Annotated in this window: 27 protein-coding genes and 2 pseudogenes; 3 read left to right on the top strand and 26 right to left on the bottom strand. The window is 71.3% G+C overall.

Annotation, left to right across the window (positions count from 1 at the left end; translation table 11 throughout):
* Both AOK08_RS12185 and AOK08_RS12180 read left to right on the top strand, forming a co-directional pair.
* The coding region (locus tag AOK08_RS12185; protein ID WP_055525520.1) for a relaxase/mobilization nuclease domain-containing protein at positions 1-1,644 on the top strand (1,644 nt) is incomplete at its 5' end.
* Positions 1,645-1,749: 105 nt separating this feature from the next.
* A complete protein-coding gene (locus AOK08_RS12180; RefSeq protein ID WP_046703839.1) occupies positions 1,750-2,154 on the top strand; it encodes a hypothetical protein in 405 nt (134 codons plus the stop codon).
* A 131-nt stretch (positions 2,155-2,285) separates the two neighbouring features.
* Here the strand turns inward: AOK08_RS12180 and AOK08_RS12175 are convergent, their stop codons facing one another.
* The 7 genes from AOK08_RS12175 to AOK08_RS12145 all read right to left on the bottom strand — a co-directional run bounded on the left by AOK08_RS12175 (position 2,286) and on the right by AOK08_RS12145 (position 5,742).
* Positions 2,286-3,491 carry a Shedu anti-phage system protein SduA domain-containing protein gene (locus tag AOK08_RS12175; RefSeq protein WP_055525519.1) on the bottom strand — a complete coding sequence of 402 codons (1,206 nt, stop codon included), beginning with the start codon at positions 3,489-3,491 and terminating at the stop codon, positions 2,286-2,288.
* Positions 3,492-3,719: 228 nt separating this feature from the next.
* Positions 3,720-3,953 (bottom strand): hypothetical protein, encoded by a 234-nt coding sequence (locus tag AOK08_RS12170; protein ID WP_046703838.1) that lies wholly within the window; start codon positions 3,951-3,953, stop codon positions 3,720-3,722.
* A gap of 32 nt (positions 3,954-3,985) precedes the next feature.
* On the bottom strand, positions 3,986-4,222 hold the full coding sequence (locus AOK08_RS12165; RefSeq protein WP_046703837.1) for a MarR family transcriptional regulator: 237 nt from the start codon (positions 4,220-4,222) through the stop codon (positions 3,986-3,988).
* 106 nt (positions 4,223-4,328) lie between these two features.
* Complete coding sequence (locus AOK08_RS12160; protein WP_046703836.1) at positions 4,329-4,658, bottom strand: hypothetical protein; 330 nt, start codon at positions 4,656-4,658, stop codon at positions 4,329-4,331.
* A 91-nt stretch (positions 4,659-4,749) separates the two neighbouring features.
* Positions 4,750-4,962 carry a hypothetical protein gene (locus AOK08_RS12155; protein WP_046703835.1) on the bottom strand — a complete coding sequence of 71 codons (213 nt, stop codon included), beginning with the start codon at positions 4,960-4,962 and terminating at the stop codon, positions 4,750-4,752.
* A 53-nt stretch (positions 4,963-5,015) separates the two neighbouring features.
* Complete coding sequence (locus AOK08_RS12150; protein WP_055525518.1) at positions 5,016-5,288, bottom strand: hypothetical protein; 273 nt, start codon at positions 5,286-5,288, stop codon at positions 5,016-5,018.
* Positions 5,289-5,394: 106 nt separating this feature from the next.
* Entirely contained in the window at positions 5,395-5,742 is a 348-nt protein-coding gene (locus AOK08_RS12145) for an SPDY domain-containing protein (protein ID WP_055525517.1), read from the bottom strand.
* Positions 5,743-5,963: 221 nt separating this feature from the next.
* Between AOK08_RS12145 and AOK08_RS12140 the strand changes: the two genes are divergently transcribed.
* Positions 5,964-6,236 carry a hypothetical protein gene (locus AOK08_RS12140; RefSeq protein ID WP_055525516.1) on the top strand — a complete coding sequence of 91 codons (273 nt, stop codon included), beginning with the start codon at positions 5,964-5,966 and terminating at the stop codon, positions 6,234-6,236.
* 4 nt (positions 6,237-6,240) lie between these two features.
* Here AOK08_RS12140 and AOK08_RS12135 read toward each other — a convergent pair whose 3' ends face one another.
* The 19 genes and pseudogenes from AOK08_RS12135 to AOK08_RS12055 all read right to left on the bottom strand — a co-directional run bounded on the left by AOK08_RS12135 (position 6,241) and on the right by AOK08_RS12055 (position 19,547).
* Entirely contained in the window at positions 6,241-6,729 is a 489-nt protein-coding gene (locus AOK08_RS12135) for a hypothetical protein (protein WP_055525515.1), read from the bottom strand.
* Between the two features lie 35 nt (positions 6,730-6,764).
* The gene (locus AOK08_RS12130) at positions 6,765-7,625 is read right to left on the bottom strand and encodes an SPDY domain-containing protein (RefSeq protein ID WP_055525514.1); all 861 of its coding nucleotides are present in this window, start codon (positions 7,623-7,625) and stop codon (positions 6,765-6,767) included.
* A 19-nt stretch (positions 7,626-7,644) separates the two neighbouring features.
* Positions 7,645-8,496: an SPDY domain-containing protein gene (locus AOK08_RS12125; protein ID WP_055525513.1), complete on the bottom strand. Its 852-nt coding sequence runs from the start codon at positions 8,494-8,496 to the stop codon at positions 7,645-7,647.
* A gap of 119 nt (positions 8,497-8,615) precedes the next feature.
* Entirely contained in the window at positions 8,616-9,449 is an 834-nt protein-coding gene (locus AOK08_RS12120) for a winged helix-turn-helix transcriptional regulator (RefSeq protein ID WP_055525512.1), read from the bottom strand.
* Between the two features lie 49 nt (positions 9,450-9,498).
* A complete protein-coding gene (locus AOK08_RS12115) occupies positions 9,499-10,041 on the bottom strand; it encodes a hypothetical protein (RefSeq protein ID WP_055525511.1) in 543 nt (180 codons plus the stop codon).
* A 23-nt stretch (positions 10,042-10,064) separates the two neighbouring features.
* The gene (locus AOK08_RS12110) at positions 10,065-10,898 is read right to left on the bottom strand and encodes a hypothetical protein (RefSeq protein WP_055525510.1); all 834 of its coding nucleotides are present in this window, start codon (positions 10,896-10,898) and stop codon (positions 10,065-10,067) included.
* Positions 10,895-11,563, bottom strand: coding sequence for a hypothetical protein (locus AOK08_RS12105; RefSeq protein ID WP_055525509.1), 669 nt, complete (start codon positions 11,561-11,563; stop codon positions 10,895-10,897). Before AOK08_RS12105 ends, AOK08_RS12110 begins: the two co-directional genes overlap by 4 nt.
* Positions 11,560-12,051, bottom strand: a complete 492-nt coding sequence (locus tag AOK08_RS12100; protein WP_055525508.1) for a hypothetical protein — start codon at positions 12,049-12,051, stop codon at positions 11,560-11,562. The genes AOK08_RS12105 and AOK08_RS12100 overlap by 4 nt, the downstream gene beginning before the upstream one ends.
* Positions 12,048-12,815 carry a hypothetical protein gene (locus AOK08_RS12095; RefSeq protein ID WP_055525507.1) on the bottom strand — a complete coding sequence of 256 codons (768 nt, stop codon included), beginning with the start codon at positions 12,813-12,815 and terminating at the stop codon, positions 12,048-12,050. Before AOK08_RS12095 ends, AOK08_RS12100 begins: the two co-directional genes overlap by 4 nt.
* On the bottom strand, positions 12,812-13,402 hold the full coding sequence (locus tag AOK08_RS12090; RefSeq protein WP_055525506.1) for a DUF4913 domain-containing protein: 591 nt from the start codon (positions 13,400-13,402) through the stop codon (positions 12,812-12,814). The genes AOK08_RS12095 and AOK08_RS12090 overlap by 4 nt, the downstream gene beginning before the upstream one ends.
* Positions 13,403-13,555: 153 nt before the next feature.
* Positions 13,556-13,693, bottom strand: a complete 138-nt coding sequence (locus AOK08_RS47230) for a hypothetical protein (RefSeq protein ID WP_241826928.1) — start codon at positions 13,691-13,693, stop codon at positions 13,556-13,558.
* Positions 13,690-14,232, bottom strand: coding sequence for a hypothetical protein (locus tag AOK08_RS47225; RefSeq protein WP_241826927.1), 543 nt, complete (start codon positions 14,230-14,232; stop codon positions 13,690-13,692). Before AOK08_RS47225 ends, AOK08_RS47230 begins: the two co-directional genes overlap by 4 nt.
* A pseudogene (locus AOK08_RS48400) lies at positions 14,177-14,449 on the bottom strand (DNA cytosine methyltransferase); the annotation flags it as partial. The pseudogene AOK08_RS48400 and the gene AOK08_RS47225, both read right to left, overlap by 56 nt.
* A 121-nt stretch (positions 14,450-14,570) precedes the next feature.
* Positions 14,571-14,753: pseudogene (locus AOK08_RS48395) on the bottom strand (DNA cytosine methyltransferase); the annotation flags it as partial.
* A 1-nt stretch (position 14,754) separates the two neighbouring features.
* Positions 14,755-15,339: a hypothetical protein gene (locus AOK08_RS12075; protein ID WP_055525503.1), complete on the bottom strand. Its 585-nt coding sequence runs from the start codon at positions 15,337-15,339 to the stop codon at positions 14,755-14,757.
* 56 nt (positions 15,340-15,395) lie between these two features.
* Entirely contained in the window at positions 15,396-16,565 is a 1,170-nt protein-coding gene (locus AOK08_RS12070; RefSeq protein ID WP_055525502.1) for a DnaB-like helicase N-terminal domain-containing protein, read from the bottom strand.
* Positions 16,565-16,807: a hypothetical protein gene (locus AOK08_RS12065; RefSeq protein ID WP_063794049.1), complete on the bottom strand. Its 243-nt coding sequence runs from the start codon at positions 16,805-16,807 to the stop codon at positions 16,565-16,567. The genes AOK08_RS12070 and AOK08_RS12065 overlap by 1 nt, the downstream gene beginning before the upstream one ends.
* A gap of 32 nt (positions 16,808-16,839) precedes the next feature.
* The gene (locus AOK08_RS12060) at positions 16,840-17,763 is read right to left on the bottom strand and encodes an adenine nucleotide alpha hydrolase family protein (RefSeq protein ID WP_241826926.1); all 924 of its coding nucleotides are present in this window, start codon (positions 17,761-17,763) and stop codon (positions 16,840-16,842) included.
* A complete protein-coding gene (locus AOK08_RS12055; RefSeq protein WP_055525501.1) occupies positions 17,760-19,547 on the bottom strand; it encodes a type IV secretory system conjugative DNA transfer family protein in 1,788 nt (595 codons plus the stop codon). The genes AOK08_RS12060 and AOK08_RS12055 overlap by 4 nt, the downstream gene beginning before the upstream one ends.
* Between the last annotated feature and the right edge of the window lie 38 nt (positions 19,548-19,585).

The following is a 19,585-nucleotide window of genomic DNA, read 5'->3' as shown; positions in this document are numbered from 1 at the left end:
GGCCGCGACACCAGCCCCGACCCCGACCCCAAGGTCACGCTGGCCCGGCTCGCCGCAGCCTTGGACCTGCGGGTCAAGCAGGCCGGTACCAAGGCACCGGCCGAGCACGTCTGGCACTGCTCGGTACGCACCGACCCCGGCGACCGCACCCTGACCGACGCCGAGTGGAACACCGTCGCCCGCCGCCTGGTCCACGCCGTCAATCTCGCCCCCGACGGCGACCCGGACGGCTGCCGCTGGGTCGCGGTGCGCCACGCGGACGACCACATCCACATCCTGGCCACCATGGTCCGAGGGGACCTGCGCCGCCCGAGGATGAACTACGACTTCAAGAAGGCCCAGGCCGAATGCCGCCGCATCGAACAGGAAATGGACCTGCGCCAGCTCAACCCCGGCGACGGCACCGGAGCCAAGACCCCCACCAGCGCAGAGCGCTTCAAAGCCGAGCGCACCGGCCGCCCCGAGACACCGCGCGAGACACTGCGCGAAGCCGTCCGCCAGGCCGTCGCCGGAGCCGCCAGCGAAGCCGAGTTCTTCACCCGCCTTCACGAAGCGGGCCTGCGCGTCCAGCTCCGGCACGCCCCCTCCGGGGACGTCCTCGGCTACACCGTCGCCCTGCCCGGCGACCGCAACCGCGACCGCGAACCGGTCTGGTTCGCGGGCTCGACCCTGGCCCCCGACCTTTCCTATCCGAAGATCCAGCGCCGCCTCGCCAACGGAATCGCCGACGCGATCACGATGCCGGAAGCTGACACCACCGGCCGGTCGGACTGGTCGCCGCCCGCACGGCGGCGACGCACCGCGACCGGGATCGCCGAACGCGCCGCGATCCGCCTGGACAGCGACGACGACGATGCCGCAGCCCAACTCGTCGGAGTCGGCGAACTCCTGGACGCGGTCGCCCAGACCTCCCCGGCCGCCACCCGCGCCGAACTTGGTGCCGCAGCTCGCTCCTTCGAACGCGCCACCCGCAGCCACGTCCGGGCCGAACGCGCCGACACCCGGGCGATCCGCTCGGCGGCCCGAGGCATCATCCAGGCCGGCAGCGCGCTCGGCCGAGGAGAGGACGGCGGCACCACCGCCATGCTCGTCTCCACCCTGGTCCTGGTGGCGTTGGCCGCAGCACGCTGGCACTCCGCACGCGGTCACGCCCAACAGGCCGAAGCCTCCCGACAGACCGCCGAGCACCTGCGCGCCGCCTACCGCCAGGCCGCCGCCGCACCCATGCAGGCCCTGCGCGACCAAGGCCGAGCCCTACCCAAAGCCCAGCGCCGCACCTACGAGACCACCATCCGCGCCGCCCTGCCCGAGAACAGCACCCGAGCCGACACGAACACGAAGAACGACGCCCTGGCCGCCACTCTGGCTCAGGCCGAGCAGGCAGGCCACGATCCGAAGGCCCTCCTGCAGGAGGCCATCGCCATGCGTGAACTCGACACGGCCGAGGACATGAACGACGTCCTGGTCTGGCGACTGCGCCGTCTCGCCCAGCTCCCCGCGCACCCGGGCGAAGCCGCTCGACGCCCGCAGGCCGGCACCAGCCGCGCCGAGTCTGCGGTCAACCGGACCGGCGTTCGGACCGCGTCTCCGGCAGCGACTCGGCCCGCCGCCCTGGACCCGCGCAGCCGCCCGCCGCGCCGCTGACCAGCAGTCCGGCAGGCCCGCCACCGGCCTGCCGGACTGCTCGAAACCCCTGGACAACCGGCTCCACCGGCTGTTACGGATGAACAGAGAAGGACCGACCGGGAGATGACGCTCGTGCTCAGAACGACCAATCACCACGTAGAGCCGGCCCCCGTCCTACCCGCCGCCCCCGCCGGAAGCGATCCGCTGCTGCAACTCCAGTACGAGACGCAGCCGCCCAGCGGACCCGGAGCGACGCGCTGCCTCAGCCACCCGCCGGAGTTGTCCCTGCGCGGGATCCCCGTGATGTGCTCGACCTGCCGGGCCCGGCGCGACTGGCTGCTCATCAACCACGGCCGCAACGTCTGGGTCCGCTGCCGCTGCAGCAACCAGTGGCCTGAGCCCGAGATCAGCCGCGCCGACTTCGACGCCATGATCGCCATCCCGGACGGGACGACCTACCCCAGCGTCGAGCAGGGCCTGGCCGCACTCGGCTTCGACGGCGCCTTCGCCGGCATCTACTTGGAGTAGCGAGGGGTAATGCAGGCGGATGACACAGCAACACCGCTGCCGCCAGCCCTGTTCACCCGAAGGGAGGCTCCATTTCGCCTGGGCCGCCCTTCGTGTTCGTGAGGCCGGAGGGGCGGATGTGACGGCCGGTTTCAGGCGAGCCGAAGTCGCTGGTCGGGGGCGTCTCGGCGCAGAGGGTCGGGGGACTCGTTGATGCGCATCAGCCAGTCGTAGGTGCGTACCTGGATGTGTGAGCGCCGGGCATGCAGATCCCGGATTTCGGTGGCTGCGTCGTCGTAGGTCTCGCGGGCCATGATGATCAAGCCGGGGACCTCGGCCGTGATACCCGGCAGGCCCAGTCCGTCGGCGTCACGCGCGGAGCGGGCGTAGTGCAGGTTGGTGGACAGCCACCTGCGCCAGTCCTCGATCTGGTCGACCGCGTGTCGCAGGGTGGTTGTCGCCCGCTTGTTGCCCGGGTTGGTCATGCGGCTGACGGGGCTCTCCAGTTCGACCAGCGTCCAACGAACTCCGAGCGAGGTCTGACCGGCGATCATGAAGTCGGCCATGTAGTGGTTCCCGAGCTGGACCTGGGGCCGGATCCAGGTGTCGTGGGTGCCCACCACGGTACCGGCCAGCAGCGCCGGATGCTTCTCCAGGAGCCGCTGCATCGCGGACTCGTCGTCGGCTGTCTCCAGTGCGTTGCGCAGCGCCTCGACCGCCGCCGGGGTCGCTGGAAAGTTGATCCGCCAGCGGTCCAGCTGCGCCTCTTGGGCTCGAGTGATCCGGGTTGGGTTGCTCTGGATCGCAGCGGCGTATTCGCGGGCCAGGCGGAGCTGATCGAGATATCCGTCCTCGCCGGGGCGGGTGATGCGGGTGGCCCGGTGCGGGGCAGCGCCGAGTCCGTGGCCGCCCCGGAAGTGCAGCCGGCCGTTAGCGCCGACTGATGAAATCTCGCCGTACAGATCCGGGCCCCTGCGCCGATCGTGGGCGGTAACAACGTCATCGACCGCGGGCTCCAGCCGACGCAGGGCGGCGGCGGACTCGCGGTCACGGGCGACGCGCAGCCAGGCGTTGAGCACCTCCCGGCACCCGAGCTTGTCCATGTCGGGAACCGTGAGGTCGGTGCGGTCCGCCAGATCGAGGAGGACCTCGTACTCGTCGTCGCCGAAGTTCCCGGCGAGCGCGAGCTGTAGAGGCGTTCGCAACAGGACGCGTAGCTCGGCGGCGACGACCAGCGCGGGTGTGGACTGCTCCAGGGAGATGCCCAGCGCCCGAGCTACGGTGATCTGCTCGTCCGTCGGCGCCGCGCACTTGCGTTCGAGGCTCTCGGCCACGACCTGCCACCTGAGCTCTGGCACTTCCCCCTCCTTACGAAACAACGCGCCCACCGTAGCCACAATCGGCGACGTGGTGTTGTGGCTCCCCCCACCTGGGGTAACTAGCTGGCGCAGAATGCGAACTTGATATCGAATATCTACACTGAGACGTCGGAACTCCCATATCCGTCGGTATGAATAGGCGAGGGATTAAACGCTGAGGAGCGCCACCGACGAATCGGTGGCGCTCCTCGAAGCGTTCTGAAGTGATCAGCCGCGCTTGCTGTTCTTCGGCAGCCCGCCCCGGAAGTCGCACCCGGGGCACTCGTCTTCGCCCTGGATGTGGCCCTCGTACCAGCCGTGAACGGCTGCGTGGAGGATCGCCTCCTCCACCGAGGCTTCGCCGCTGCGGACCGATGCGATGGCGTTGCCGACGACCACCCGGAGCACGGCGTTGTCGGGGGAAGGGAACGGCGGGGACGGCATCGGCGAGTCGGTCGTCATGGCCGCAGCCTACGGGCGGACCCGACCGCCGGTCAGCCGGATGCAGCGCTGTCGTGCTGAGCGATGCCGTGCAGGTCGCTACGGAACCCCCGGCCGACGGGGTTCCAGCCCTGGAAGGTGGCCGGCCTCCATCGCGGCCGGTCCGGCACGCTGGTGTCGTCGGGCTCGGGCAGGCTGCCCCGGCTCTTGCGGCTGCGGGCTGCTCGGACGCTGATGCCCAGGTGGGCGGCGACCTCCGGATACCCCCAGAGCTGCTGGTCGTCGGCCATTGTGTCCTCCTCGTTCGTTCCGTAACGAGCGTACGCAACGCGCAGCTGGGCGTACGGCAAGGCCGCCCCTGCCTGATCGGCGCGGGGCGGCCTTCTGCGGTTGCGGTCAGAACTCGGCGAGACGATTGGAGAGGTCGAGGGCGGCGGTGGCCACTGCGAGGGCGGCGCACAGGCCGCGTACCTCGTGGATGGTCGGGCGGACCAGGTGCGGCCAGTCGTCGGGTGCGGCGGGCCAGGAGGCGAGATGGACCTCGGCGTTGGCCAACCCGAGGTGGGCGGTGACGTCCCAGCCCGACAAGGAGGCGGGCTCCCAGTAGAGGCGGATACGGCCGAGGGGGAGTCTCAGGGCGTCGGCCGGGAGCCAGGAGACGTCGAGCGGGCCGTTGGGAAGGGCGGAGACGCGGTGGACGAGTGCGCCGCGCACTCCGGACGGCATGGGCCGCAGGGCGAGGCCATGCAGCGGCCGGACGCTGAAAGGGCGGTGTCGCGGTGAGATGGGGCCTCCTGTCGAGGTCGGTGCGCCGGGGTCAGGCCCAGGCGAGGGCGCCGCGGACTGCTGGCGGGAGGTAGTCCTCCTGGCCGTCGTCGGCGATGAACGCGACGCCGTCGCGCACGACGACGTCGGTGCCGAGGTAATGCGTGAAGGGCCAGTCGGGGTTGACGGCGAGGCGGATCGGCAGGTCGGGGTCGAGGTTCTGGAGCTGGCGGATCAGGTGGCCGACGGTCAGGTAGTGGGGCACGGGAACCTCCGGGAGCGGGACCGGTTGGGCGAAGCAGGGTTGTTGTTGGAGCGTCAGTGCGCGTCGAGGCGGAGCAGGTCGCGCAGGACCTTCGGGCCGGTCGCCTCGGGCTTGGGATGGCTGGCGAGGTGCCGCTTGCGACACTCGTTGACGTAGCCCTTGCCGGGGTTCGTCATCTGCCAGTCACCGCAGGAGCAGACGGCCTGGGAGTAGGTGCGGCCGGGGCAGTCGGGGTGGATCGGCTTGCCGGAGCTGGTGTGCTTGTGGTCCGCCGGGCAGTCGGTGCCGTCGGCGTGGTGGTTGGTCAGCGGGGCACGGTGGGGCAAGACGCGTTCCTGTCGGTGGTTAGGGGCCGGCCGGCTCGATGGATGAGCCGATCAGCGGGGGTGCGGTGTGTGACGCGGCCGGGAGGGCGTCCCGGCCAGCGCACGGTCAGCGGGAGGGGTTGGCGAAGAGGGCGGCGATGAATCCGGCGACGGCCTCGGCGGGGGTGTAGAGGCCGAACTCCTGGACCCAGGGCTCGGCGTCGGCGGGGACCACCCGGACCTGCCAGACGATGCCCCGCTTCCAGGCGGCGGTGTCCTCGGGGAGCCAGCCGACGTAGACGCAGCCGTCCGGGCTGGTGCAGTGCACGTTGGCCTCCGGGGTGTCGACCATCGCCCAGCCGAGCGCCCCGAGAAGTTCGAGCACCGGGCCCGCGCTGTGATCGCTGGAGAGCCAGGCGCGCTCCTCCACGGCGGGGCGGACGACAGCGGGCAGGAGGGTGCTGGAGGCGCTCACGACTAGACGGTCCCTTCGTTGACCTGCGGTTTTCCCGACACCCCGTACGTTGACATGCGGTGTGCCGAAGTACGTAGTCGTTTCCCGCAAGGTGGTGTCTGCCCTGGGCGAACTGGCCGTCGGGAGCGTTGGTCCGACGGGCCGGGGAATGGACCGGCGCGGCCGGTTGTCGTAACTGGGTTACGGTGCAAGGCCGTACGAAGTCGAAGGGGGGAGAAGACGTGGCGGAGTCGAGCAGACACTGGGACGGAGCAGGGCTGGAGCGCAAGATCCGGGCGGCCGGGCGGCCCTGGACGGTGGGCGACATCGCGATGGTCGCCGACGGCCAGTGGGCCGTGCGTACGAAGCCCGACACCGAGGAGAAGCGTGGCGGGGAAGCCGTGGTGGAGCGCCGGATCGCGGACGGGCGGCGCGTCGAGCTGACGTTGGAGGAGTTGGCCCGCGCGGTGGGCTTCCGGTTCGGGGACGCCCACCGCGACGAAGACGCGGAGTAACCGGTTAGCGTCGGGGCCCTGTTGCGCCCACCGTCGGGCCGACAGCGGCCGACGGGGCGGGCTGGTCGGGTGGTTGGCCCAGGGCGCGGGGTGCGTGCGCGGAGCGGGCGACAGCGGCCTGGGCGAGGCGGAGCGCCGGTGCCCGGTCCGCGGTCACGGAGGCTTCGCGGGCCTCGATAACGTGGCTGATCGCCTGCAGGGCCGTGCGGCTCTCGGCCTGCGCGACCCACAGGGCCACCGCCGAGCTGGTGATCCGGTCCAGGTCGTAGAAGGCCGGCACGTGGCCGGACCGGGTGAGGGCGTGCAGGCGGTCCTGGTGGACGGCGACCGCGTTGTTCGAGACGACGAGGCTCGATCGGATATGCATCGCCGAGCGCAGGAGCGGGTCCTCGACGGGGCGGCGGACCGAGAGGGTTTCCAGCGCGTCGATGGGGCGGCCCCAGGCTTTCTCGATCATCGCGTCGGCCTGGTTGAGGGCAGTGGCGTCGGACACGGGGGGGCTCCGGAGGGTAAGAATGGGAACGGTGGTCAGCGGCTGTGCCCTGGGCGCGGGACCTGCGGAGCCGACGGCGGGCGCGGTGCCGGGATGAAGGGCCGCGCGTCGGCAGGCGAAGGCACCACGGTGGAACGCGAGTTGGCAACCTGGGCGCGGCGGACATCCAGAGGAGTCGGCACCGGGGCCTTGACCGCAGTCGCCGTTGCCTGCAGCGGAAGGCGGCGCAAGTCGTCGCCGTAGCGGATGACCGGTGCCGGATCAGTGAGCGCGGTGTTCATCGCGGCCACCAGGCCCTCCGGAGTGAAGGAGGACGCGGTGGCGTACCACTGGTTTCCAGGTGGTCCGGCCAGCATGAGCCACCGCTCTTGATGGCCCGTCATCTCGGCGGTGTGGTCGAGGCGGGTCCGGCGCAGGTGGACCTCGGCCAGGCCGTCCGGGGACTCGAAGGAGACGTCGGCCGCGCCGTAGCGGTGGCTCCAGCCTGCTGCCGCCAGCGGAGTGCCGACGTCGAGTGCCGCCAAGTCGCTGTTGCCGTAGTAGAGGTAGGAGTCGGGGCCCTCGGTGTAGGCAGCGGCGAGCGCGGTGGTGAAACCCTGGACTATCTCGGTCGGGGTGCTGTCCTGGTACGTGACCAGCCAGCGAGGCATCGCGAAGGGATCGGAGTACGCCGTGATCTTCCACAGCGCGTCGTCGTCGCCTTCGGGCAGGTAGCCCAGGCGGACCGTCTGGTCCGGCGCGTTGACATACACGTTGCCCATCTCGTCGTGATTCAGTTTCCAGCCCACGTCGAGGAGGGGCTGGAGGGCGGGATCGCCGGTGAAGGTCGATCCGGCCAGGTATCGCGGGGTGACGTGGTACTCGCGCCACCGCTCGTCGTTCAGGTCGTACGGCACGGCTCCTCCGAGGGCGTGGTCAGCGGCGGCGCGAGGGGCCAGGCGCGGGCAGGCCGGCGGCGGCCGAGGCAACGGGCGGAGTCGCTCCGGCCTGCGATGTGTTGGGCGTGCGGGCGAGCGCGGCCGACCTGCGCGGGTCGGCGCCCGCGCCGACGGGCGTGACGGTGACGTACGGCAGATTCCGCTCGGGGATGCCCGACAGTGGACGCTCGACGGGCTCGGTGCTGCTGAGCGCGAGCACGGCCTCCCGCATCAGGTAGAGCGGGGTGGCGCTGGTGAAGTCGGCGTGCCAGCGTTCGCCGTTGACGTGGTCCACACAGCCGTACATCGTCCACTGCGCCGGCCCTTCGCCCTCCAACTCCATGTAGTCGTCGAGGTGGCCCTTGCGCAGACCGAAATAGGCGTGCCCGTCCGGGGAACGCTGGTAGAGGTACATGGCGGTCTCCTCGGTCTGCCACCCGCGGTCGGCCAACGCCCCGGCGGGACTGCTGGGCCGGTGGTGGGGGCCGCCGTGCAGGAAGTCGCGATGGTCGCTGGGCAGGCCCTCGGCGAGCGCGGTGGTGAAAGCAGAGGTGATCTCGGCAGGGGTGTTCCTGCTGAAGCTGGCCCACCAGAGAGGTGTGCCGAGCGGCTCGCGGCACTGGGTGGCCTTCCATCCGCCGTACCGGCTCTCGGGCAGGTAGGCCACCTGCGCGTCCTGGCGCGGGCTGGTGAACATCAGGCCGGTGGCGGTGGTCGCCTTGCCCCAGCCCCGGGCGTCGCACAGGGCGTCGTAGACGGCGGCGGTGTCGCCTCGACCGGCGAGATAGACGGGACGGACCAGCAGATCGGTGTCGGGCGCGAGGTTGCCCGGAGGAGAGGTCGCAATCACGGGAACGGCTCCTGGAGGAGGTGGGGAACGGGCCCGCGCGCAGCCGGGAGCGGACTGCTCGGCTGCACGCGGGCACGAGGGCGGCGGTGACGCGGATCTGGTGCTGGATGCCATGCGGATCACCGGCCACGCGATGGGGCGGACCGGGCAGTGACGGCCGCTGGCACCCTCGGTTGTGGCTGCGGAGCGTGGCTGAACAGGGAGCTCGGCGCGGCGGTGCTCCGACGCAGGGCCGCTGCGGTACGGAAGCCGTCCGACCCCAGCGGGATGCCGGTGTGGGTGCGGGTGGCCGCCGCGACCGGTGCAGCGGCGGGACGCGGTGCGGCGACGGGATTGCTCCAGCGCTCGACGGCTGCGTAGACCGGGCCCAGCGCCCGCCCCGCGTCGGTCAGGACGTACGGATCGCCGCGGTGCGGTCCGGTGCGAGTGACCAAGCCGTCGAGCTGAAGCCGCATCAGCCGCTGCCGGGTGAAGCCGTTGTCGAGCCCGGCCTCCTCGGCGATGCGGACGAACCGCATGGGCCCCGCGTCGAGGACCTGGATCACGGCGGTCGAGTGGCGAAGGTGCAGACGGCGCACGGCGTCCTCAGCGCGCTCGGCACCGGCCACCTTGCCGAGCGACAGGTGCGCCTGGGACCAGTCGGACAGCGCCCGGTGCACCGAGGACAGTGAGTTGCCGAACGCGCTGAGCTGGTACGGGGCACCATGGCGAGCACCGGCTCGGGTCACCAGCCCGTCGGCGTGCATCTGGGCCAGACGCTTGCCGACGAACTGCTCGCTGACGAAGGGGAGGCGGGCGGCGACATCACGCACACGCATGGGGCCGCCCTGCTGGGCCAGGGTCTGCGCCGACCAGGTGGTCCACTTCGGCGCGATCAGAGACAGCGCGTCCTCGACGCGCTGCGCGTCGACGGAGCCGATCTGGGAGGTTGCGGGCTGTACAAGGGTGGACATGGCGGTAACTCCGTTATGGCGAAGGGTGAATCGGGCGGCGGGGCGCGGATCAGTGAGGGTCGCGCTCGGCGCGAAGACGCTGGAGCACCGTGCCGAGGCGGCGGTTGCTGACGTGGATGCCTCGGTCGCGCAGGCCCTGGCGCAGGGCTTCGCGGTTGAGCCTGGGCAGACGGGCGGCGACCTGGCGGGCGATGGCCATGAGGTCCTCATCGCCCGGCGCAGGTGCGGTTCGCCGAGCCGAAGGCCGGCGGGCGGCAGGCTGGTCCAGCAGGAGGCGGACGTCCAGCAGGTCCCACACCGCCTCGGCTTCCGACTGCTCCTGGCGTTCGAGGTCCACGACTTCCGCCGCGTACCGCAGCACGAGGTCGTCGAGGGCGTGCTCGCCGGAGCGGCAGCGCTGCCAGGCCGCGTCGAGGTTGCGGCGGGCGGCACGGGCATGAGCGTTCGTCTCGGCCAGACCGCCGAGCCGCCGCAGCACGATCGGCAGAACGGGATCGCCCGAACCACCATGCGCGCCGTCGCGCCGGAGGTCCTCCAGCGGGCGGCCGTACCGGTGCTCGACCAGGAGGCGGGTGTGGATCACGGTGGACATGGGAGACGTCCTTTCCGGGGGAATCAGCGGGAACGGGAAGGCTTGGTGGCCGCGCTTGTTGCGGGTGTGACAGCTGAATCGGAGACGACGTCGGAGATCGCCGCGGTGTTGCTGCGGCTGAGGGCGGCGGATACGCGCGGCGTGGCCGTACGTGCATCTCGAAGGGCCGCCTCGCCCTGCGGTGTGAGCGAGAGGAGCTGTCCAGGCCGGTACAGTCCCTCGCTGGTGTCCTGGTCTAACAGCCCGTCGACGACCAGCCGCCGGACGGTTTCGGGCCAGACCTCCGGGTTGGGGCGTTGGCCCCGTCCGTCGGAGAGATAGGTGTAGCCGTAGGCCGCGCTCTGGTGGAATCGAAGCCCGCCCGCCTCCACGGCTTCAAGGGCTCCGAGCTGGCGACCACCCGCGATGGCCCAGTCGTCGTCCCGCCCCGGCGCCTGCTCCGGAGCCAAGTCCCGGCTCTGGCGCGGTGCCTTCGAGGCCGGCTCGGTGTCGGACTCGGGCAGAAGGCGGTGGTACGTGGACACGGCCTGGTTCAGTTGCTCGAATGCCGCACTCCTGCGGGCGGCGAGCAGATCGATCTGCGGACCTGCGGTGCGCAGAATTCCGTCCCAGCCGCGCAGGCCAGCGCTGTCGCCCCGCCCGAAGGGCTCAAGAAGCTCGATCGCGGACTGGGCGGCGCGGGTCAGCTCGCTGTGCAACTCGTCGACATCGCGAGCGGCCTCGGCGACCATCCTGCCGACGAGGTGAAGCGGGTCGCGGGGCGGATGGTCGTCGCTCAGCGCCCAGGGGTCCTCGACACCGAACTCCTCGGCGACCAAGTGCGCGCCGGGCCGTTTCGCCATGTCATGGGAGTTCATTCGGCCGCCTCCATCCGGGCGAGCAGGGAGCGCACCAGGGTGGGCAGGCTGTCGGGGCCCTCACCGATCCAGACATGATCGGTCGCCTCGCCGAGGACGTACGCGGCGTCTTCGAGCAGGCCGCTGGAGATCTCCATGCAGGCGTCGGTGATCCGGGAGGCGGCGAGGAGGGACTGCGAGAGCACCTCGACGTAGTCGCCGGGGCTGAGGCCGGCAGCCTCAGCGGCTGTGCGGATGGCGGCCAGTTCCAGCGCGCTGAACGCGAAGTCGAACTCGTCGTCCTGCTCCGCCGGTGAGTGCGCGGCGAAGGCCGGGTCCGGCGGCTGGGCGGGGATGCCGACGCGCGTGCAGATCTGGTCCACGGAGGCGGTCAGTTCGGCGAGGGACTCGGTGAGCCAGCCGAGCGCGGAAGCGTAGGACGCCAGGGTGAACAGACCGGCGGGGGTGGAGGGAAGCGGTTCCTCGATGACGAACCCTTCGAGCCGGTCGTTCAGCTCGCAGACCACCAGGGGGCCGGCGGACAGCGTGCCGAGGACGGGATGCAGGTAGGAGCGGCTGGCGGAGGTGGGGTACTCGGTGGTCAGGACCCCGGAGACGCTCTGCGCGGCGTCGGTGAGCAGCCCGGCCAGTTCGGTGCGGGCCAGGGGCGTGCGGTCGGCGGTCATCGCAGGAGGGCCTTTCGGGAGGCGGCGGGAGCGGAGGGGCTGGTTACCGCCGGTGCGGTGGCCGAGAGGGACGCGGTCTGGTCGAACGGCGCGTGGGGGGATCGGGATCGGGCTGCCTGGACTCGCGCCTCGGCCACCGGGTCGGTGTCGGCGGGCCGGTTGAGGTCGGTGCGGTTGGTGCGGAGCTGGGCCGTGCGGTAGACCGCGTAGTCCTCCCGGGCACCGGCCGCGACGAGGTAGATCTCGCGTTTGTGGGTCGAGGTGGGCGGGGCCGGGCGGAACTGGATGACCATCCGGTATGAGACGGCAGGGTCGACGTACACCTTGTGGAAGCCTGCGAGGCGGCCGGTCAGCGGCAGGCAGTCGTCGCTGCCGTGGACCAGGTTCTGCAGTTCCAGCAGCGCCAGGTCGCGGATGTCGTCGGGGAGTTCGCGCAGGTCCGCGATGGCATCCGGGTGCGCGGCGAAGGCGAAGCGGGCGCGGCTCACATCGGCCTCCCAGGGCTCGGGCGCTGGGCCGTTCCTGCCGACGGCGCGTTGCCCGTGTCGAGGCCGGCTTTCGGGATCGCGGAGGCACCCGCTGACCGGGTGAGCGCGGCGCGGGTCAGCCGGGCGGCGGCCTCACCGCGGTAGTCCGGCGGCTGAGGCAGTGGACTGGTGCGGTCTTCCAGCCAGTGCCGGGCGGCGGCCTCATCGGCGAAGGCGCCCTCGCGCATCGTGTACGTGTGGGCGTCGTGGTTCCCCTCTTCGAGGAAGACGCGAATCGGTGCCTGAGCGGCGCTGGAGTCATGGGTCAACGTCCACGTCTCGCACGGGGCGAAGTCCGAGGTCCAGCTGTCGAGGACCTTGTAGCGAGAGACTGACTCCCGGATCTGCTGCTCGATCCAGAGGGTGAGATCGTCGGCGGGCTTCATGAAGTCCCCGCCGGCCTGGGCGATCCGCTCGGGCGGGCAGCCACGCTCGATCAGCCAGTTCTGGGCGAAGGCCAGACTGGAGTGGTTCGTGGTCTCGAAGGTGAACGTGTGCTCGCGTAGGTCCCGCGTGATCTTGATGGCAACGAGCTGTGGTTCACCGGGGACGCCCCAGGTCGTCGTCCCGTCGTGGGCGACGAGGTAGCTGTGCGCCCCCTCCGGGGTGGTGTGGTGCTCGGCCAGCACGGTCAGGTCTCCGGCCCAGAGACTGCTCTCGGCGAGTTCGGAGACGGCGTCGGCGGGCTCGAAGTCGTCGAGGCGGAAGTCGAGTTCGGTGGTCACTGGGTGGCTCCCGCCAGCTCGGGCGCCGGGGTGGCCAGCACACGGTGGTTGGGCCGGGTCGGGCTCGTCGTGCATGCGGCGAAGGGGCCGTCGGGGGCACGGAGATGAACCAGGGCCTGGTCAAGGTGGTCGCGGTGCCACGTCGAGGGGCCGGACAGGCCGGCCTCGGCGTCAGTGAGCTGCTGCCACGCGAGCCAGAGCGCGTGCAGCCGGGCAACGGCCTCGGGATGCTCGTGCCACTGGTCGCACCACGGCCGGGTGGTGCTGATCTCCCGTCCGTAGACCGGCAGGAACAGGTAGTTCACCCAGTCGCTGAGCGCGGCCAGTTCGATGGCGTACGCCTCGCCGCCCAAGGCGAGGATGAACACCGAGGCCGGGACGTCGGCCTTGTCGGCGTCGGCCGTGTCCGCGGTGGGGGCGTCGTCGGTGGGCTGAGGGGTGGAGACGGGCTCGGAGCCGAGGCGGTCGAGGATGACACCGTGCTGGCGTACCTCCGACATGGTCTTGGCGAGGGTGCTTGCGAGATCGTCGAGATCGCCGTCGGGAACGCGGAACGGCTCGGGGGCGGCCTTGCTGGGGTCGGACATGGCGGATCCAAGGGAGTGAGCGAGCAGGGCGGGGGCGAAGTGCGGCGCGCTCTTCTGGAGGTCACGGCGGTGCTCCGTTCGCAGGTCGGCATGAGCAAGAGGATGCAGAGATTCCGCGATTTAGTCCGGCCGGGGAAAGGTGGTAGTGCAGCGCTACGGCGCGGTGCAGCGGGAGCAGCGGGGGAAGGGCGGTGCCAGCAACTGCACGGCGCAGGCGGCCTGTTGGGGGACCACGCCGTTGCCGAGCGCGGTGAGCTGAGCCGGTCGGCCGAGTCCCGGAGTGGCGGTCACCCAGCCAGGGGCCAGGCCCTGCATCCACTCCACGAAGTCGGCGCGCAGGCGTCCGGCAGCGTCGGTGGGCGCCGGGGCGGGGCGGGTGAGGTTCTCCCATCGGGCGATGGCGGAGGCGTACGCTCCCCATCGCCCGTCGGTTCCTCGGCTCCCGGGGCCGCTTCCGCCCACAGCGGCAGGACCACTGCCGACAGGGGTGGGCGCCAGCCCTTGCCCGGACGGCGGCCAGGAGTGCCGGTGTCGCTCGCCCTCGGGGTGGGCAGCAGCGACGCTGCCGCGCTCGGCAGCGTCATGTCCCCGTTGCCGTGCCGCTGGTTCGGCGAGCCCTTGATCCCGTCGGACGCCTTCGGCGTGGGCAGCAGCCACTCCACCTCGTCGGCCAGGTTCGGGCCGTGGCCGCCGCTCTTCCGCTTCGACGGGTGCTGGGAGCCGCCGTTCTTGCCGATGTTGCTCGTCGGGGTCTTGAGCAGGGTGCTCGGCGGGCCAGGCGGTGAGGAAGGTCCGCTCGCGACGATGGGGAGCTCCGACGTCGGAGGCACGAAGCACGAGCCACCTCGCGTCGTACCGGAGATCGGCCAGGGAGCCGAGTACGGCACCAAGTGCCCGCACAGGAGGCTGGGTTGGGTCGTCTCCCAGACACCACGGGCAGAATTCCACGTCGCCAGGGGAACCGGCGGGCGAGGTGAGGAGTCCGCGTACATTCTCGATCACCACCAAGCAGGGGCGGAGGGCTTCGACCGCACGGGCGACGTGCAGCCACAGCCCCGAGCGGGTGTGGGGGTTGAGTCCGGCCCGGCGGCCGGCGACGGAGACGTCTTTGACAAGGAAAACCGGCCGTCAGGACACACACCCGAGGCACATCGGCCCAGTTGACGGCGGTGATGTCCTGCAGATTGGGCACACCGGGCCAGTGCCGGGCCAGGATGCGCGCGGCGTCGGGGTTGATCTCGGCGTGCCAGGCCAGGGTGCCTCCGAGGGCGGCCTGGACCCCGAGGTCCAGACCGCCGTACCCCGAGCAGAGCGAGCCGATCAACGGCCCTCGCGCGGTTGGGGTCTCCATGTCACCGGCCCCGTGCGATTCGGTCCGAGGAGGACGCCACCGCCGTGGTGACGTCGGGAGGCGGCGACCCCAGAGTGGGCGCGGTGGTCGTGGACCGGCTGCGGGCAGCCTGGAGCCGAACGGACGGGGGAGAGACCGTTGCCGATGCGGAGTGCAGGGAGTTGGCCCCGTCGTGCAGGGCCGCGTCGGCGGTGGCGAGCGCGTCCTCCAGCACCCGTACGGCTGCCTCCCGGGCATCCCTGGCGTCGGGCTGGTCGCGCAGACTCTCGGTCTGGTTCAGGAAGGCGAGCTGGTGGGCCACCGCTCCCAAGGCGGAAGCCGCTTCGCCCGCGGGCACGACGGCGGCGGCCAAGCTGGTGATCACCCGAGCGGTGTGGGGCGCCTGGTCCTGGCCGGCGGCACGGAAGAGGACCTCGTCGCCCAAGTCGGTGATCAGCTCTCCGAGTTCGGAGATCTGGCGTGCGACGGCGACGGCGTCGTGTGAGCGGTGAGGGTCTCCGGGCACCGGCAGTTTGCCGCGCTGGGCATCGAAGGCGGAGGCCGTGGCACGCAGGGCCAGGGCGTCGGAGATGGGGGTGTTGTCCACGGTGCGTTCCAGAGGTGAGGACAGTCGGATGGACTGGGTTGGTGGGTGAGGACGGTTCAGCCGTGGGTGCGCGAGGGTGATCGCGAGGCTGATGGCGTGGAGGCAGAGCCTGGGCGTTCCGAAGGCCGTGCGGCCGGTCGCGGTGTGCTGCGGGCGAGGGCTGCGTGGACCCGCGCCGTCGGAGGCCCCTCGGTCGGCGACGCGGGCGGCGGCGTCGGCGCGGAGTGGCCGTTCGCGGTCTGCCAACGGGCACGCACTTCGTCGAGCGGCCCGAGCGCGTGCAGGGCGTGGCTGATGAGCCGCCCGGGGGCCAGGGTCTCGTTCTCGGCCAGGGCACGGATGACGCGGGCGGAGGTGGCGGCCGTGCGGGCGACGGAGGAGCGCATGATCTGCTCACCGAGCCACTCGGCGCTGCCAGGGCCGACACCATCGCAGATGGCGGTGAGCTGTTCGGCGGTCAGCCTGCCGTCGGCCAGCAGACCGCGCCGCTGGGCTTCCCACAGCACGGTGATCCGGTCGATAGGCTCGCCGCGGTGGTGCAGTGCGCCCAGGCAGCGGTAGAGCTGGCCGTGGGCGGAGTCGGCGAAGTCGCCCGGTCGCAGCCAGCCGACGACCTCGTCCATCGCCTTCGGCCGCTCGACCAGGACCGCCAGCAGGAACTGCTCGTCCTCGGCGACCCGGTCCGCCCGAACCGGCGGCGGCGCGACGGATGCTGTGGAGGGCGGCGCGGCCGGGGCGACCGGGCTCGGTTCGGACCCCCAGCGCCGCGCGAGGTCCCCGAGTACCCCGGCCAGGACGTCCGCATGGTGCAGCGCTCCCTCCACCTGGCCCTGGAGAGCGTCGGCACGGGCTGCCTGGTGGAGGCGGATCGCGTGCTCGGTCACGCTGCGGTGGATCGCTCCCTCCAGCACCATCCGGCCGTACACCGGGGCGTGCTCGGGGCGCGGACAGGCCGAGATCAGGATGTGGGCGTATACCGCAGTCAGCCCCCGGACGTGGTGCCCGGCCTCGTCGACCGCATCGGTCACCCAGGACAGCGGCACCGGTTCCTTGGTCGCCAGGGCGGGGTGGCCGTCGGTCCGGAGCTTGCACAGGGCGGCGAACAGCGCCTGGTGGACCGGCCGGTAGAAGTGATCCGGCGCGAGCCAGTCCAGGTGCGCGAGCTGGCCGGGGTCGAGCAGCACCGAGCCGAGCACCGCCTGCTCGGCACTCAGCAGCGGGGTCATCACTGCCGCCCGGGATGGGGAGTCGGCGGATCGTCCTGCTGGGAGCGGAGATCGGCGATGGCCTGGTCTGCGGCGGCCATCGTGGCGGCGAAGCGGTCCAACTCGCCGGTGAACGTCGGATCGGTGGCGAGGATCGAGCCGGAACCGGTGACCAGCCACCACTGACCGCCACGCCGGACGGCCGGTGACCGGGCGAGGCGTTCGGAGCGTGCCAGAGGGGAGGGTGGAGTGCGCGAGGACACGAGGGGACTCCTGAACAGGTAGAGGGGGAAAGTCAGGCCGTGAGGTCGACGTCGGCCTGGACGGGGGCGCCGGAGCGGCAGGACCAGGGCGAGCAGCCGTCCGCATCACCGTTCTCCAGTTCGGCGTCCGCGAGCGCGTCGAAGATGTCGCCCTGACGTCCGGACCACTCGTGGGCGGTGACCCGGTCGATCGGCGCCTGATCCAGAGGCCGGCGACTGCGGTGCAGATACGCCTGCCCGAGCAGCGGCGTGCCCTCCGCGGTCGCCCGCGCGTTGCCCGAACGGATCGCGGCATCGAACTCCACGACGTCGCGCCACTCCTGGGGCGAGCCGTCGCGCAGTGATCGCCACTGGGCGTTGCCGTGGTACGGGCACCCCAGGCACGCACTCTTCGGGGTCTGGCCGAACCCGCGCGAGCGCAGCAGCCGCAGGCAGTCCGAGCGGGAGAACCCGGTCTCGATCAGCGGGAACCGGTTCTTCATGTAGGCGACGTCCGCGTCCTTCGCCCGCGTGAACTCGTCCACCGAGATACCGATCCACTGCTCGACGAACACCCCGGCGGGGATACGCTGCGGGTAGGGGTAGCCGAGCAGCTCGCGGACCTTCTCCTTTATCGGCCGGATTTTGTACTGGCCGGTGCACTGGCGTCGTGACATCCCCTCGCTGCCAGTGGAGTTGAGGATGTGCAACGGCATCGAGGCGAAGTGCTTGGAGGGGTCAAGCGCATCGGATCGGATGTTGCCGGAGGACACCCGCAGGACCGGGATGCCGGCGGGCTCGGCGATCTCCCGCTCGATCCGTTCGAGATGGTCGTAGACGGCGCGGGGCTCCCAGCCTGTGTCCGCGAAGATCGCCACGTCCAGGCCGGGCAGATGGCCCTCGGCGGCCATGAGCAGCAGACATGTCGACTGAACCCCGGCACCGAGCGAGAGCACCTTGAGCGTCGGGGCGCTCATGCCGACAGCCCGAAGTCGTCGCGGCCCAGGGACTTGGCGATGGCCCGCTCCGTGATGGCCTTCGTCGCGCGGGCCGAGGCCGGACCGACCACCTTTGCGGCGGGCTCCTTGTACCAGGGCCGCAGGTCGAGCATCGCCACCCGGATACCAGTGGCGAGCAGTAGCGCCCTCCCCTTGGGCAGCGCGCGGATCGCGTCGGGGGGCAGGATCCGCTCGGTGCGCATGCTCACCGAGGTGGACTTGCCACCGTCGCTGGTCGACACCGACGTCGTCTGCACGTCGTGGTCACCGACCTGCCTGCTCAGACGGTCGGCGAAGTCGGCGTCATCGATTCCACTTCCGATGATCTTGATCGTCGCGGCGGACCAGAGGGCGTCCATGCCTGCCTCGCCCCAGCACCGCTGGCCCTGCCGGTAGGACTGCAGGATCGTCATCGGGATGACACCCCGTGAGCCCAAGTGGCTGTATAGGTCGGGGAGATCGGAGATTTTGCACACGTTGGCGGCCTCGTCGAGGACGCACAGCGCGGGCGGGTCGAGCCGCCCGCCGGAGCGCTCGGCGACGACCACGGCCGCTCGCATCACCCCATCGGCCGCCGCGGCGATGATCGCCGATGCCGAGCCGCCGCCGTCCTTGCTGAGCAGGTACAACGTGTCGCGGGAGCTGGCGAACGCGGAGGGCTTGAACTCGGGAAGCTGCTTGCTGGGGGTGACCCAGGCGGCGACGTCCGGGTCGAGCAGGCAGCTCGCGTACTGCCGCGCGGTCTCGTAGATGCCGTCCCGCGTTTCCGTGGCCCCGCTGACGGTGCCCTGGAGCTGGGCGGCGACCGCGTCGTGGCCGGCATCGGTGAGCAGGTCCACCGGAGTGCGGTCAGCAGGGGAGGCGAGCCACGCGAGGACGTCCGTGATCGGGCGCCGATGGCTGGCGGCGGCCAGGAACAGCGCACCGAGTGTGTTCGATGCGGCGGTGGACCAGAAGTCGGAGCCGTTCGACTCGTCCACCGAAGCGGCGACGAAGTGCCCGGCCAAACGCTTCGCCCCGGCAAGGTCGCGGGCGTCGGCCAGGATGTCCCACCACATCTCGCGCGGGTGGTGGGCGATCTGCTGCGGGTCGAGCGTCCAGATCGTGCCGACCTGGGCGCGTGCGTCCACCGTCGCGGTGAAGGCATCGTTCGCAGCCTTGTTCGAGGTCAGCAGCACCGGGCCGGGAGCGGCGAGGATCGCGGGGATCGCCAGCCCGGACGTCTTGCCAGAGCGCGGGGCCATGATCGCGACGATCACGTCCTCCCAGGAGGCGCGGACCTCGGCCCGGCCAGGGGAGAGCGTGCCGACGAGGATGCCGCGGTCGGCGGGAGCGACCTCCTTCGGTTTGAGATCGGACAGGCTCGGCCGCAGGCTCTTCGCCTTTGCGGTGATCTCCTTGTCCAGCAGCGGGGCGAGATCTTGCTTGCGGGCGAGGCCGTTCTTCGCGCCGCCGTACAGCCGCAGCCACAGGACCAGACTGGTGATGGTGAGGCAGATGGAGAGCAGGCCGGGGACGAGCCGCGCGCCGACCAGCAGGGCGGTGGGGCTCAGGTATGGCCACAGCATGTCGGGGTGAAGCAGCGCGTCGGTGGTCTTGAACGGCGCCCAGGGGCCGGCGCCGACGAGGGAGTTGGTGAGGTTGCCGGTCAGCCAGGCGAGGGAGCCAAAGGCGATGGCGGCGCCGAGGACGCCGAACAGGAGGTAGAGGAGCGCGTCGGTGCCGGTGGTGGTCGAGGGCGCGCTGGTACGCGGGGCGGGCATGGCGGATCCAGGGAGGGAGAGCGGACAAGGCGGGGCGG

Origin of the sequence: Streptomyces graminilatus, assembly GCF_001418565.1 — a bacterium.
In the GTDB taxonomy this organism is placed as follows: domain Bacteria; phylum Actinomycetota; class Actinomycetes; order Streptomycetales; family Streptomycetaceae; genus Streptomyces; species Streptomyces graminilatus.
Note: the sequence above shows the minus strand (reverse complement) of the source record. Positions and strands in the feature narration are given on the sequence as shown.

Coding starts and splice junctions, on each gene's coding strand:
- AOK08_RS12180 (WP_046703839.1), top strand. CDS start 1,750: ATGACGCTCGTGCTCAGAACGACCAATCACCACGTAGAGCCGGCCCCC.
- AOK08_RS12170 (WP_046703838.1), bottom strand. CDS start 3,953: ATGACGACCGACTCGCCGATGCCGTCCCCGCCGTTCCCTTCCCCCGAC.
- AOK08_RS12165 (WP_046703837.1), bottom strand. CDS start 4,222: ATGGCCGACGACCAGCAGCTCTGGGGGTATCCGGAGGTCGCCGCCCAC.
- AOK08_RS12160 (WP_046703836.1), bottom strand. CDS start 4,658: ATGCCGTCCGGAGTGCGCGGCGCACTCGTCCACCGCGTCTCCGCCCTT.
- AOK08_RS12120 (WP_055525512.1), bottom strand. CDS start 9,449: ATGTCCACCCTTGTACAGCCCGCAACCTCCCAGATCGGCTCCGTCGAC.
- AOK08_RS12115 (WP_055525511.1), bottom strand. CDS start 10,041: ATGTCCACCGTGATCCACACCCGCCTCCTGGTCGAGCACCGGTACGGC.
- AOK08_RS12110 (WP_055525510.1), bottom strand. CDS start 10,898: ATGAACTCCCATGACATGGCGAAACGGCCCGGCGCGCACTTGGTCGCC.
- AOK08_RS12105 (WP_055525509.1), bottom strand. CDS start 11,563: ATGACCGCCGACCGCACGCCCCTGGCCCGCACCGAACTGGCCGGGCTG.
- AOK08_RS12090 (WP_055525506.1), bottom strand. CDS start 13,402: ATGTCCGACCCCAGCAAGGCCGCCCCCGAGCCGTTCCGCGTTCCCGAC.
- AOK08_RS12070 (WP_055525502.1), bottom strand. CDS start 16,565: ATGACCCCGCTGCTGAGTGCCGAGCAGGCGGTGCTCGGCTCGGTGCTG.
- AOK08_RS12060 (WP_241826926.1), bottom strand. CDS start 17,763: ATGAGCGCCCCGACGCTCAAGGTGCTCTCGCTCGGTGCCGGGGTTCAG.
- AOK08_RS12055 (WP_055525501.1), bottom strand. CDS start 19,547: ATGCCCGCCCCGCGTACCAGCGCGCCCTCGACCACCACCGGCACCGAC.